At 62.7% G+C, this 12,630-nt stretch carries 12 protein-coding genes and 1 tRNA gene; 7 read left to right on the forward strand and 6 right to left on the reverse strand.

What is annotated here, in order from left to right; genetic code table 11:
• Window positions 1-72 precede the first annotated feature (72 nt).
• From WBR68_RS30605 to WBR68_RS30620, 4 genes are all read right to left on the reverse strand, one after another.
• Complete coding sequence (locus WBR68_RS30605) at window positions 73-1,251, reverse strand: DUF6538 domain-containing protein (protein ID WP_230696166.1); 1,179 nt, start codon at window positions 1,249-1,251, stop codon at window positions 73-75.
• A gap of 112 nt (window positions 1,252-1,363) precedes the next feature.
• A tRNA-Pro gene (locus WBR68_RS30610) sits at window positions 1,364-1,440 on the reverse strand.
• Window positions 1,441-1,690: 250 nt separating this feature from the next.
• Window positions 1,691-2,656: an octaprenyl diphosphate synthase gene (ispB, locus tag WBR68_RS30615; protein WP_050445801.1), complete on the reverse strand. Its 966-nt coding sequence runs from the start codon at window positions 2,654-2,656 to the stop codon at window positions 1,691-1,693.
• A gap of 169 nt (window positions 2,657-2,825) precedes the next feature.
• Complete coding sequence (locus WBR68_RS30620) at window positions 2,826-3,986, reverse strand: fumarylacetoacetate hydrolase family protein (protein ID WP_050445800.1); 1,161 nt, start codon at window positions 3,984-3,986, stop codon at window positions 2,826-2,828.
• Between the two features lie 133 nt (window positions 3,987-4,119).
• Here WBR68_RS30620 and WBR68_RS30625 point away from each other — a divergent pair, with 133 nt between their 5' ends.
• From WBR68_RS30625 to proB, 5 genes are all read left to right on the forward strand, one after another.
• Window positions 4,120-4,878, forward strand: a complete 759-nt coding sequence (locus WBR68_RS30625; protein WP_050445799.1) for an IclR family transcriptional regulator — start codon at window positions 4,120-4,122, stop codon at window positions 4,876-4,878.
• 280 nt (window positions 4,879-5,158) lie between these two features.
• Window positions 5,159-5,470, forward strand: coding sequence for a 50S ribosomal protein L21 (gene rplU / locus WBR68_RS30630; RefSeq protein ID WP_006216228.1), 312 nt, complete (start codon window positions 5,159-5,161; stop codon window positions 5,468-5,470).
• Window positions 5,471-5,504: 34 nt separating this feature from the next.
• Window positions 5,505-5,765: a 50S ribosomal protein L27 gene (rpmA, locus tag WBR68_RS30635; RefSeq protein WP_050445798.1), complete on the forward strand. Its 261-nt coding sequence runs from the start codon at window positions 5,505-5,507 to the stop codon at window positions 5,763-5,765.
• Window positions 5,766-5,953: 188 nt separating this feature from the next.
• The gene (obgE, locus tag WBR68_RS30640; RefSeq protein ID WP_230696167.1) at window positions 5,954-7,090 is read left to right on the forward strand and encodes a GTPase ObgE; all 1,137 of its coding nucleotides are present in this window, start codon (window positions 5,954-5,956) and stop codon (window positions 7,088-7,090) included.
• 55 nt (window positions 7,091-7,145) lie between these two features.
• On the forward strand, window positions 7,146-8,282 hold the full coding sequence (proB, locus tag WBR68_RS30645) for a glutamate 5-kinase (protein WP_050445796.1): 1,137 nt from the start codon (window positions 7,146-7,148) through the stop codon (window positions 8,280-8,282).
• On the opposite strand, the gene WBR68_RS30650 is transcribed toward proB, so the two are convergent.
• Complete coding sequence (locus WBR68_RS30650; RefSeq protein WP_050445795.1) at window positions 8,279-8,956, reverse strand: transcriptional regulator; 678 nt, start codon at window positions 8,954-8,956, stop codon at window positions 8,279-8,281. The genes proB and WBR68_RS30650 overlap by 4 nt on opposite strands.
• 100 nt (window positions 8,957-9,056) lie before the next feature.
• On the opposite strand from WBR68_RS30650, the gene WBR68_RS30655 reads away from it, so the two are divergent.
• The gene (locus WBR68_RS30655) at window positions 9,057-9,485 is read left to right on the forward strand and encodes a helix-turn-helix domain-containing protein (RefSeq protein WP_050445794.1); all 429 of its coding nucleotides are present in this window, start codon (window positions 9,057-9,059) and stop codon (window positions 9,483-9,485) included.
• A 98-nt stretch (window positions 9,486-9,583) separates the two neighbouring features.
• On the opposite strand, the gene WBR68_RS30660 is transcribed toward WBR68_RS30655, so the two are convergent.
• Window positions 9,584-10,147, reverse strand: a complete 564-nt coding sequence (locus WBR68_RS30660; protein WP_050445793.1) for a SecDF P1 head subdomain-containing protein — start codon at window positions 10,145-10,147, stop codon at window positions 9,584-9,586.
• A gap of 403 nt (window positions 10,148-10,550) precedes the next feature.
• Between WBR68_RS30660 and thiC the strand changes: the two genes are divergently transcribed.
• Entirely contained in the window at window positions 10,551-12,464 is a 1,914-nt protein-coding gene (gene thiC, locus WBR68_RS30665) for a phosphomethylpyrimidine synthase ThiC (protein WP_050445792.1), read from the forward strand.
• Window positions 12,465-12,630 lie beyond the last annotated feature (166 nt).

Below are 12,630 nucleotides of genomic sequence, written 5' to 3' on the forward strand. Positions count from 1 at the left end.
TACAACGAATCGCATCCACACAGTGCGTTGAAGTATCGTTCACCCCGAGAGTTCCGGCGTCTCGCCGTTTTATCAACTTAACGGTGAAGTGGTGTCCGACGATACAGGGTCAAATCCAAAATACCCGGCGGACGCCTGGGTCGCCCGAAGCGTAGGGAACCTTGCAGGGTCTTCGGTAAATAGGTGGGAACCAAATATGGTCCGCAGTTCCCCACCGGTCCACGCTACGCGCTTTTCCGCCCCTTTCACCGCAAAGGATAGGTCGAACGGGATAGCCGTCAGCTTACCCACCTTGACGGCCACATTTACGAGAGCGTTGATAGCAGCAGTTTGGTTGGCTGCTGTGCTATCGCCAAAGCCCCGAGCCTTGCTATCCCGCAGGAAGGCCAGAAAGCTCCCACCTACGGCACGATCTAACTGACCCAAGGGGACAATGCCTACAGCCTCTTCAAACAGCTTCAGGGCGCGTTCCGTGCGCTGAATCGCGTTCGGTTTTGCTCGGCTCAGCGCAATCCATTCGGGCACGATATCCCGCAAATTGAGGCCCGAGGTCTCCGTAGGCGCAGAGACTACAGGCGCAACTGGTGGCGCAGGCGTGGCGACAAGCTCGCCATCTCCCCGAGACGCAGCGTTCGTCCACGCCCTCGCAAGCTCCCGCAAGATCCCGAGCAATGCAGTACGCCCCCCAGGCTGGGACCAATCCACCCGGACCCCGATCCCTGCAAGTATCGGGTCGGCAATACGCTGGGCAGCGCCGAGATAGCCTCGTGCAGCATCACGGGCGAGGCTGCGGGCTATCTGGCTTTGCACTCCCATCAAAGCGCCAGCCTGGGTTCGGTCCAAAAAGTCAGCGGCGGGGTCCATGCGGCTCAAGAACCTCAGCGGAGCCACGTAGGCTTCCGCCGCGTGCGGCTCAGTTCGCAGAACATCGTCGGTCACCAAAACCTGCCGAGCGACCGAGGCATTCACGAATGCAACTAGCTCAGGAGTGATGGGAACGAGAGGCGGGGCAACCTTCGCCTGCTTGAGCGCCAAGCGGTCCGCGAACTCCTTGCGCACCTCTGCAATTTTGGAGTGCGCCAGCACAATAGCGTGGGCGCGGTCACTGGTGCCGAGCGACCCACGGTATGCATCCGTGGCGGGCTTGCCGCTACGAGTCGGCGGATAGGTATCGCGAATGTTGTCGGGGATTCCGATGCGCAGGTGCCAAACACCGCCACGCATCTTCAGGCCAGGGGGTAGCTTAGACATTGTGTGCTTTGTCATCTTTAAAATTGACACACCGCCTTGCCACAGTTCCAACAAAAAAGACCCAATGGCCATAGGGCTAAAGGGTCTTCCGTCGGGTTTGACCACATTTAAGTGGTCGGGGCGAGAGGATTCGAACCTCCGACTCCTGCGTCCCGAACGCAGTACTCTACCAGGCTGAGCTACGCCCCGAATCATTGAGTTTGGCAATTTGCCTAACTCGTACTACCAACTTAGCGGCGCTCAGTGCTACCAAGTTCCTACTGCTTTTTTTCTACTACTTTTTCCGCTGTGAATTAAACAGCGACCGCTATTAGAACCTATATTCCGTTTTTTTGAAAATCAGGTTTGGGGCTTAGCGACTTCAAGCGCTTTGCTACCGACCGCTTTGCTACCTACTGCTTTGCTACCGACTTTCAAGCTGGAACATCAAGTTCGCCTCTCAGCGATCTCTATTCACCGCGAAAGCGCAGAATTCTAGCAGAGAATCCAGAAAAGGCGAAACGGGGTAAATCGACAACGCGTCGCGAGCGCGATCCGCCTCGGCCACGGCGGCCAGGCGGGCGTGTTCCAGCGCATCGGTCGCTTGAATCGCGGCGGCCACGGCGGCGAAATCCGCGTCGCCCGTCTTGATGGCATCGCGGATCAACTGTTGCTGTGCCGGCGTGCCCACTTCCATCACGCGGATCAGCGGCAGCGTCGGCTTGCCTTCGCGCAAGTCGTCGCCCACGTTCTTGCCCAAGGCCGCTGCGTCGCCGCTGTAGTCCAGCACGTCGTCGACCAGTTGGAACGCGGTGCCCACATGGCGGCCGTAGGCGGCAGCGGCGGCTTCCTGTTCGGGGGTGGCGCCCGCCAGCACGGCGCCCACCTGGGCGGCGGCTTCGAACAGCTTGGCGGTTTTGTAGCGCACCACTTGCAGGTAGCGTTCCTGCGAGACGTCGGGATCGTGCACGTTCAGCAGTTGCAGCACCTCGCCTTCGGCGATCACGGTCGTGGCCTCGGACAGGATGCTCATGATGCGCATCGAGTCAGCCTCGACCATCATTTCAAACGAGCGGGAATACAGGTAATCGCCAACCAGCACGCTGGCGGCGTTGCCGAAGACCGCGTTGGCCGTTTCGCGCCCACGGCGCAGGTCGGACTCGTCCACCACGTCGTCGTGCAGCAAGGTCGCGGTGTGGATGAATTCGACCACGGCGGCCAGCAGTTGGTGATGGGTGCCTTCGTAACCCAGGGCTCGCGCCACCATCAACACCATGGCCGGGCGCATGCGCTTGCCGCCCGCGCCAATGATGTAGTCGCCAATCGTGCGGATCAGGACCACGTCCGAATTCAGCCGATCGCGGATGACCGCGTCGACAGCCTTCATGTCGTCTGCAATGGGGGCAATAAGCGCGGGGAGATTCAAGACGTATCCGACAAGTGAAACGAGCCGCAAGGGGGCTCTTACCGCTGGGCCCGCCAGGTGTGGCGGGGGATTCGACCAGCGATTATACGGGGTGTGATTACGGGCGCCGACAGGGGCGACCACGGGGCGGCCCCCGCCGCCCCGATGGCCACGCCGCGCGCCGTCTCCCCTAGCGCAGCAGGCCGCGCTTGGCCAGATTGGCGTACAGGGCGCGCACGCCGAAGGTCCAGGGCGGGATCTCCGTGGACAACTGCAATTCATTGACCAGCGCCCCGATCCGGGCCGAGGCAATTTCCACGCGATCACCCAGCTTGTGCGTGAACCCCGTGCCCGGACCCTTGCGGTCCTGGCTGGGCGAGAACATCGTGCCCAGAAACAGCATGAAGCCGTCGGGATACTGGTGGTGTGCGCCGAAGGCCTGGCGCACCAGGTCTTGCGGGTCGCGGCTGATTTCGCGCATGTGGCTCACGCCATCCAGTTGGAAGCCGTCCGGGCCGTCGATGCGCAGCGACACATCGGCCTGGCGCACGCTATCCAGATCGAAGTCGCCGTCGAACAGGCGGATGAACGGGCCGATGGCGCAAGAGCCGTTGTTGTCCTTGGCCTTGGTCAGCAGCAAGGCGCTGCGGCCTTCGATGTCGCGCAGGTTGACGTCATTGCCCAACGTGGCGCCCACGATCTCGCCGCGGCTATCCACCGCCAGCACGATCTCGGGTTCCGGGTTGTTCCATTGCGATTCGGGCAGCACGCCGATCTGCGCGCCGAATCCCACCGAGGCCATCGGCGGCGTCTTGGAGAAGATTTCGGCGTCGGGCCCGATGCCCACTTCCAGGTATTGCGACCACTGGCCGCGTTCGACCAATTCTGCTTTCAGCTTGGCCGCCTGGTCCGAACCCGGCTGCAAGCGCGACAGATCCGAGCCAATCAAGGCCTGCATGCGCACGCGGATGTCGTCAGCGCGGCTGGCGTCGCCGCCTGCCTCTTCTTCGATCATCCGTTCCAACAGGCTGATGGCGAAGGTGACGCCGGCCGCCTTGATGGGCTGCAGATCGCAAGGGGCCAAGAGGCGCGCGCCGCCCTGGTTTTGCACGGTGGCGCTCATCAGGGCACGCACGTCGCCCAACGATTCCCCCTTGGCGCTTTTTGCAAGCGCCACGCGGTCGGGCCGGTCAAGCAGATCTGAAACGGTGGGGGCCACGGCGGTGATGTCGATGACTTCGCCGTTGCGCACCACCACCACGCTGGGGCCGTCGATGGGCGCCGGGCGCCACACACGGCCCACCAGCAGCGCATCCGCCAGGTCGACGGGCAGTGAATTTTCTTGGTCCATGAGTCTCCACGCTTTATGCCTTGCAGGCGGCATTTGAATTAGGAGCCACGAGTCTAGAAGAAGGCCGTTATGATGTCCAACATAGTGAATATTTGTCCAATATGTTGGAAATAAACTTACTGGAACAACGCCGATGACCACGGAATACGATGTGCCCGCCATCCGGCGCACCCACGACATCCTGCGCGTGCTGGCCAGCCGCCGCACGCCCGTCAAGGCGGCCGAATTGGCGCAGTCCTGCCAGCTTGCCAAGAGCACGCTGTACCTGCTGCTGGACTGCCTGGAGCAGCGCCGCTGGATCGAACGCAAGGACGGCGGCTACATCATTGGTATTGAATTGATGTCCTTGGGCTTCGCCTATCTGCGCCACGATGGCTTGCAAGCGGCCTTTCACGAGGCGGCCAGCGCCTTCGTCACCCGCTGCAACGAGGTCGTGCAACTGGCCGCGCTGGACGGGTTCGACGTGGTCTACATCGCCCGCGAAGACGCCCGGCGCCCGGTGCGGCTGGTGTCGGAACTGGGTATGCGCCTGCCCGCCCACGCCTGCGCGCTGGGCAAGGCGCTGCTGGCCAGTCTTGAACCCGACGCCCTGGCCGCGTGCGTGCCCGATACGCTGCCGCGCGTAACCGAGCGCACCCTGGCCACGCGCGAGGCGCTCTATGAAGAGCTGGAGCGGGTACGCCAGACGGGCTTGGGCCAGGATCAGGAAGAAGTGGCCACGGGCCTGGTCTGCTACGCCGCCTATGTGGGCGTGACGCCGCTGGGCAAGCGGGTGGCGGTCAGCACGTCCATCCCCACCGACCGGTTGGACGACGCCCACCGACACGCCGTGATGGAAGGCATCCGCCAGGTGGCCCGCCACGTCGCGCTGCGGGTGCTGCCCCCGGTCTGAAGCGCGCGCGCCACACCTAAGCCCTTAGCCCACAACGGCTTTTTGACTTTTGAAAAGTGCCACGCTAATATTGCGGATTCGGTCAGCAATGCCCGAATTACGTCGGTTGTTCGCGTAAACCCTTTGGACGTTTGGCTAAAGCATCGGCCAGATACTTGGGCCCACTTCCTTCTTGCCAGATTCTGGCGCCTAGACAGGAATCCAGCCTTTCCGAAGTGGCCCCCCGCCCAGCAGGGCGGCCCGCGCGAATGAACCCATTTACCTATTTAAGGAACACCCCATGTACGCGGTCGTAAAAACCGGTGGCAAGCAGTATCGCGTTGCCGCTGGCGAAAAACTCAAGATAGAACAGATACCGGCAGACATTGGGCAAGAAATCACCCTGGACCAAGTGCTGTCCGTGGGCGAAGGCGACCAACTCAAAGTTGGCACGCCCCTCGTCTCCGGCGCTGTGGTCAAGGCAACGGTTCTTGCGCAAGGCCGCCACGACAAGGTCAAGATCTTCAAGATGCGCCGTCGCAAGCACTATCAGAAGCGTCAGGGCCACCGTCAGAACTACACCGAAATCCGCATCGAAGCCATCACGGCTTAAGACGCGACTCGGTACCACTTAGCAGGAGCTAAACATGGCACAGAAAAAGGGCGGCGGCTCTACGCGAAACGGACGCGACTCAGAATCAAAGCGTCTGGGCGTCAAGACTTTCGGCGGTGAACTGATTCCCGCTGGTTCGATCATCGTGCGTCAGCGCGGTACTCGCTTCCACGCTGGCGTGAACGTCGGCATGGGCAAGGACCACACCCTGTACGCGCTGATCGACGGCAAGGTTCAATTCGGCTTCAAGGGCGCGTTGAACAAGCAGACCGTTTCGATCGTCGCTGCCGAGTAATCGGACAAGCACGTCAGCAACGCGGTTCGCCGCGTTCTCGAACGGCAAAAGCCCTGTCGCATGCGGCAGGGCTTTTTTGTTTTAAGCTTTTTTGTTATCAGGCAATTGGCGAGTAAAGTTTCCAATGCCACCTGGCAGCGCCCCATGGCGGGCGGCTGTCCTTATTACCCACTACACGCGCAAACACCATGAAATTCGTAGACGAAGCCACCATTGAAGTGGTCGCCGGCAAAGGCGGCAATGGCGTGGCGAGCTTTCGCCGCGAAAAGTTCATCCCCAAAGGGGGCCCGGACGGCGGCGACGGCGGACGCGGCGGCACCATCTATGCCGTGGCAGACCGCAACATCAACACGCTGATCGACTTCCGCTACGCGCGCCTGCATCGCGCCAAGGGCGGCGAAAACGGCCGTGGCTCGGACCAATACGGCGCGGCCGCCCCAGACATCACCTTGCGCGTGCCGGTGGGCACGGTCATCCATGACGCCGAAACCGGCGAAGTCCTGTTCGACATGGACACGCATGACCAGAAGGTCGTGCTGGCCGCCGGCGGCCAGGGCGGCATGGGCAACATCCACTTCAAGTCCAGCTTGAACCGCGCACCGCGCCAGTGGACGCCAGGCAAGGAAGGCGAACACCGCTACCTGCGCATGGAACTGAAGGTGCTGGCGGACGTGGGCCTGCTGGGCCTGCCCAACGCCGGCAAGTCGACGCTGATCACCCGCATCTCGAATGCCAAGCCGAAGATCGCCGACTACCCGTTCACCACCCTGCACCCGAACCTGGGCGTCGTGCGTACGTCGCCGTCGCGCAGCTTCGTCGTGGCCGATATTCCCGGCCTGATCGAAGGTGCGTCCGAAGGCGCCGGCCTGGGCCACCTGTTCCTGCGCCATCTGGCGCGCACCCGCGTGCTGCTGCATCTGGTGGACGTGTCCACGCCCGATCCCGACGCGGATCCGGTCGAGCAAGCCGTCATCGACGCACGCGCCATTGTTGAAGAACTGCGCCGCTACGACCAGGAACTGGCCGACAAGCCGCGCTGGCTGGTGCTGAACAAGCTGGACATGGTGCCCAACCCCGAAGACACCAAGCGCCGCTTCCTGGAACTGTATGACTGGAAGGGCCCGGTGTTCGCCATTTCCGGCCTGACGGGCGAAGGCACGCAAGACCTGCTGTACGCGCTGCAAGACTACCTGGACGCCGAGCGCGAAAAGGAACACCTGTCGCGCGACCAGGCGGACGGCACCTATGTGGCGCCGGACCCCCGCTTTGACGACACGCGGTCCGACGCCGACAAGCCGGCCGCGCCGCGCGGCGGTGACGAATAAGCCATAATCGCAGTCCTTTCGATTACGTCTTTTTTCGCCGCAGCCGGCGCCTACCATGTCTGCTGAAACACCCGCCGTTTCCGTCGTCACCCACGCCCAGCGCCTGGTCGCCAAAGTTGGCTCGTCGCTGGTCACCAACGAAGGCCGAGGCCTGGACCGCGCCGCCGTGGCGCACTGGGCCTCACAGATCGCCGCCCTGCACAAGCAGGGCAAGCAGATCGTGCTGGTTTCCAGCGGCGCCATTGCCGAAGGCATGGCGCGGCTGGGCTGGCGCAAGCGCCCGTCGGTCATGCACGAGCTGCAAGCTGCCGCCGCCGTGGGGCAGATGGGGCTGTGCCAGGCCTACGAAGCGGCGTTCGCCGAATACGGCCTGCGCACCGCGCAGATTCTGCTGACCCACGAAGACCTGGCCGACCGCCACCGCTACCTGAATGCCCGCAGCACGCTGTTCGCGCTGCTGCGCCTGGGCGTGGTGCCGATCGTGAACGAGAACGACACGGTCGTCACCGACGAAATCCGCCTGGGCGACAACGACACGCTGGGCGCGCTCGTCACCAACCTGATCGAAGCCGATACGCTGATCATCCTGACCGATCAGCGCGGCTTGTATGACTCCGACCCCCGCAAGAACCCCGGCGCCACCTTCATGTCGCATGCGCAAGCGGGCGACCCTGCGCTGGAAGCGATGGCGGGCGGCGCGGGCAGCGGCATCGGCACGGGCGGCATGCTGACCAAGGTGCTGGCCGCCAAGCGCGCGGCGCACAGCGGCGCGCACACCATCATTGCCTCAGGCCATGAACGCAACGTGCTGACCCGGCTGGCGCAAGGCGAATGCATCGGCAGCGAATTGCGCGCCGTGCTGCCCGTGTGGTCCGCTCGCAAGCAATGGCTGGCCGACCACCTGCGGCTGCGTGGGCGCGTGGTGCTGGACGACGGCGCCGTGCAAGCACTGATGCGCGAAGGCAAGAGCCTCTTGCCCATCGGCGTGACCGAGGTGGAAGGCGAGTTCGGCCGTGGCGACGTGGTGGCCTGCGTGGATAGCCAGGGCCGCGAATGCGCCCGCGGCCTGATCAACTATTCGTCGGCGGATACGCGGCGCATCCTGCGCCAGCCTTCGTCGCAGATCGCCCGTATCCTGGGCAGCATGACCGAACCCGAACTCATGCACCGGGACAACCTCGTCGTCCTTTAATCCTGCGTATCGCGGGGGTGGTCGTGCTGCAGCAAGATGTAGCCCCACCCGCGCACCGCCAGCACCGGCAGTTCAATGTCGAAGCGGCGCGCCTTGCTGCGTAGCCGCGACACCAGCACGTCCACGCTGCGCGCCCCTTCGCGCGGGTTGCACGGAAAGAACCGGTTTCTTGGCAGGCATTGGCCGGGCGCTCTCAACAATCGGATAAAAAAGTCGCGCTCGGTCAACGTCAATGGCAGCCGTTCGCCAGCGGGTCCCGCCAGCACGCGTTTATCCAGCCGCCAGGCCGGCCCGTCCGTGGACGGCGGCAACAGCCGGCGCCGCACGTTGCGCAGCAGCGCGTCCCATTCCTCGGGTTCCATGCGGGCCGAACTATAGAAGTGCACACCGGCCTCCAGCGCCTCGACCCGCTCGCGCGCCGACGCCGCTGACGACTGCCACACCACCGCCGCATCCGGCGCCGCGCGGCGCAGCGAAGCAATCAGTTGCGGGACCTCGGCGCCCTGCCCCCGCAACACCATTGCGTCGACATGGTCCGTGCGCAGTCGTTCCAACAGCTCGTCGACTGACTCAAACGCGCTGACTTGCCATTGAAAATCACGCAAAGCAGCGACAAAATGATTGCTCGTCATTTCATCAAGTTGCACGACGAACACCTTGCCTCGTTCATGCATGTGTCCTCGCCTCCAAAACTATCACCCAGGTAATGCTTATAACCACCAAAGTAAATCATGAGCAAGCTTCAATCGACGCGTGAAGACATTTTCAGACCGATTGAAGCAAGCCCGTCTTCTGCGTGGTCACACGCAGAAGACGCTCGCTCGTCTTGCGCGAATCTCGCAAAGTGCAATCGCCAGTTACGAAAGCGGGCTACGGCATTCCAGCCGATCCGTCCGTAAGCTTGCGCAGATTCTGAAGATAGAGCTGGAATGGCTGGAGACCGGCAAGGGTCCCATGGAATTGCCCATGGAAGGCTATGACCTGTCAGATACCTTGCTGCCCGTGGGCGTGGCCGAGACCATGCCCCGTGTGGCCCGCAGGCCGCGCCCACAGGCGCCCTGGCCGTTTCCCAACATCGCCCCGTCGCAGTTCGACGGCCTGACGCCCGACGATCGCGCGATGCTTGAAGCGTTGACGCAGACCTTCATTGAAACGGCGCAAGCACGCCGCACCGTCAAGCCTCGCGGCCGCAAGATAGGCTGACCGTTCAACGCAACAGCACGCGTTCACCTCATCAGCAACAGGCAAAAAAATATCCGCACCCCAAGGTGCGGATATTTTTTTGCTTATGCGCCGGAAGATCAGGGCTTGGGCGCGGGAGCGGTGCCCCCGGTGGCCGGAGCCGGTGCCGGCGGGGCATCGCCACGGATCTTGGCGGCAATGTCAGACGCCGCTTTCGCCGACGGCACGCCAAAAGCAAGCACGCCACGGTTCAGGGGTTCGGCAATGCTGGGGGCGGCGACCAGTTCCTGGTCAATCACCAAGGCCAAACGGTTGCCTACGTTTTTCGTGCTGATTTCAGTCAGCTTGCGGGCGCCAGCTTCCGAGAAGCGCAGACCCACGAAGTTCTGGCCCTGGCGGTCAACCAGCGCGGCAGCGTCGGTCAAGTCGGCGCGCGTCAGCACCGGCACTTCCTGCAAATAGAGCTTGCCGTCGGGCAGCGTGATCTCACGCAGACCCGGGCCGGGTTGCTGGTGAGCCAGATAGAAGTCCACCGACGCGGCGGCGGCGGGCTGGGTCGTTTGTTGGCCAGCGTCGGGCGTGGCGGCCGCGTCAGGCGATTTGGTCGGAGCTGTCTTGCAACCCGCCAGCGCCAACGTCACGACAACCAGGGCGGGCGCCAATTTGCGCAGGGTCAGTTGCATGCTCGTTTCCTTCTTCTAAGTTAGCTATGCCCGGCGGACATAGGGCGACCTGCCGGGCGTTTGGTTGGAAAAAGTGTACCGAACCTGAATGACGGTGTCGCCGCAGACTGAATCCAAATGTAAACCAGTAATACCAGCTCTCCATGACGAGCGCTGCACGAATGATCTCATGCGAGCCAAACATTGCTGAACAGCGCAGCAAGCGACGTCGGCTTGGCACGCTCTATACTTCGCTTTCGCGCAGGGGTACTCGTTCCGCTTTTTTGGCGGGACGTGTTGAGAGAGTCCCTTCGTACCAGTACGGATAATGCCGATGCTGGGAGCCGTATTTCCGCCTTGCGTCGCTGCACGCCTGGGGGAAGTCCATTCCCGATCGGCTCCAACCACTCGCTTGGAGCTTTCCATGAACGCCAATCCCAAATTCCTGGCCGCTACCGCCGAAGTCGACGCGGCGGCCGTCGCACCGCTGCCCAAATCGCGCCGCGTGTATGAGACGGGCTCGCGCCCCGACATCCGCGTACCGTTTCGCGAGATCGAGCAAGACGACACGCCGACCATGTTCGGCGGGGAAAAGAATCCGCCCTTGACTGTTTACGACTGCAGCGGCCCCTACACCGACCCCGACGTCAAGATCGATATCCGCCGAGGCTTGCCCGCGCTGCGCCGCGGCTGGATTGAAGAACGCGGCGACACGGACGTGCTGCCCGGCCCCACTAGTGAGTACGGCAAGCAACGCCTGACCGATCCCAAGCTGACGGCCATGCGCTTCGACCTGCAGCGCCCGCCGCGCCGTGCCAAGGTGGGCGCCAACGTATCGCAGATGCACTATGCGCGCCGCGGCATCATCACACCCGAAATGGAATTCGTGGCCATCCGCGAAAGCCTGCGCCGCGAGCACTACCTGCAAACGCTGCGCGACAGCGGGCCCGATGGCGAAAAGATGGTCAAGCGCTTGCTGCGCCAGCACCCCGGCCAATCGTTCGGCGCGGCCATTCCCGCGGCGATCACGCCGGAATTCGTGCGAGATGAAATCGCGCGCGGCCGCGCCATCATCCCGGCCAACATCAACCACCCCGAAGTCGAGCCCATGGCGATCGGGCGCAACTTCCTGGTGAAGATCAACGCCAACATCGGCAACTCGGCCGTGAGTTCGGGCATCGGCGAAGAAGTGGAAAAGATGACCTGGGCGATCCGCTGGGGCGGCGACACGGTGATGGATCTGTCCACCGGCAAGCATATTCACGAAACGCGCGAGTGGATCATCCGCAATTCACCCGTGCCAATTGGCACGGTGCCGATATACCAGGCGCTGGAAAAGGTGGATGGCAAGGCCGAAGACCTGACCTGGGAAATTTTCCGCGACACGCTGATCGAGCAGGCCGAGCAAGGCGTGGACTATTTCACCATCCATGCGGGCGTGCGCCTGCCGTTCATTCCCATGACGGCCGACCGCATGACGGGCATCGTGTCGCGCGGCGGTTCGATCATGGCCAAATGGTGTTTGGCGCATCACAAAGAGAGCTTTCTGTACGAGCGCTTTGAAGACATCTGCGACATCATGAAAGCGTATGACGTGAGCTTCTCGCTGGGCGACGGGCTGCGTCCGGGCTCGGGCTACGACGCCAACGATGAAGCGCAGTTCGCGGAATTGAAGACGCTGGGCGAGCTGACGCAGGTGGCGTGGAAGCACGATGTGCAGGTCATGATCGAAGGCCCGGGCCACGTGCCGATGCAGATGATCAAGGAAAACATGGAGCTGCAGCTGGAACACTGCCACGAGGCGCCGTTCTACACGCTGGGGCCGCTGACCACCGATATCGCGCCCGGCTATGACCACATCACGTCCGGCATCGGCGCGGCGCTGATCGGCTGGTACGGCACCGCGATGCTTTGCTACGTGACGCCCAAAGAACACTTGGGCTTGCCGAACAAGAAGGACGTGAAGGACGGCATCATCACGTACAAGATCGCGGCGCATGCGGCGGACCTGGCCAAGGGCCACCCAGGCGCGGCGATCCGCGACAACGCCTTGTCAAAAGCGCGCTTCGAGTTCCGCTGGGACGATCAGTTCAACCTGGGCCTGGACCCGGACACCGCGAAGGAATTCCACGACGAAACGCTGCCGAAGGATTCGATGAAGGTCGCGCATTTTTGTTCGATGTGCGGCCCGCATTTCTGCAGCATGAAGATCACGCAGGACGTGCGCGATTACGCGGCGGCACAAGGCGTCAGCGAGAAAGACGCCTTGCAGAAAGGCATGCAGGAAAAGTCGGTAGAGTTCGTGAAGAAGGGCGCCGAGGTGTATCACCGGCAGTAGATGGGTTACGCGCGAGCTGCATCGTCGTTCTTGCGCGCACCGTGCCGCGCTGCACCCATCCTACGTAGGATGGGTGCAGCGCGCCAGATGGGACTGTCAGAAATTTTGTGTTCTAGGCGTTGTTCTGACGTTGCATCATTTACTCGCTGGCCCACTGGGCGTTGGT

Origin of the sequence: Achromobacter sp. JD-1 (genome assembly GCF_038594925.1) — a bacterium.
Taxonomy (GTDB): Bacteria; Pseudomonadota; Gammaproteobacteria; order Burkholderiales; family Burkholderiaceae_B; genus Achromobacter; species Achromobacter spanius_C.

Bases quoted from the DNA above. Each gene is read 5' to 3' on its own strand.
- WBR68_RS30620 (WP_050445800.1), bottom strand. From the start codon at position 3,986: ATGGACCAAGAAAATTCACTGCCCGTCGACCTGGCGGATGCGCTGCTG.
- WBR68_RS30625 (WP_050445799.1), top strand. From the start codon at position 4,120: ATGACCACGGAATACGATGTGCCCGCCATCCGGCGCACCCACGACATC.
- WBR68_RS30650 (WP_050445795.1), bottom strand. From the start codon at position 8,956: ATGCATGAACGAGGCAAGGTGTTCGTCGTGCAACTTGATGAAATGACG.
- rplU (WP_006216228.1), top strand. From the start codon at position 5,159: ATGTACGCGGTCGTAAAAACCGGTGGCAAGCAGTATCGCGTTGCCGCT.
- proB (WP_050445796.1), top strand. From the start codon at position 7,146: ATGTCTGCTGAAACACCCGCCGTTTCCGTCGTCACCCACGCCCAGCGC.
- WBR68_RS30660 (WP_050445793.1), bottom strand. From the start codon at position 10,147: ATGCAACTGACCCTGCGCAAATTGGCGCCCGCCCTGGTTGTCGTGACG.
- rpmA (WP_050445798.1), top strand. From the start codon at position 5,505: ATGGCACAGAAAAAGGGCGGCGGCTCTACGCGAAACGGACGCGACTCA.
- WBR68_RS30605 (WP_230696166.1), bottom strand. From the start codon at position 1,251: ATGTCTAAGCTACCCCCTGGCCTGAAGATGCGTGGCGGTGTTTGGCAC.
- thiC (WP_050445792.1), top strand. From the start codon at position 10,551: ATGAACGCCAATCCCAAATTCCTGGCCGCTACCGCCGAAGTCGACGCG.
- obgE (WP_230696167.1), top strand. From the start codon at position 5,954: ATGAAATTCGTAGACGAAGCCACCATTGAAGTGGTCGCCGGCAAAGGC.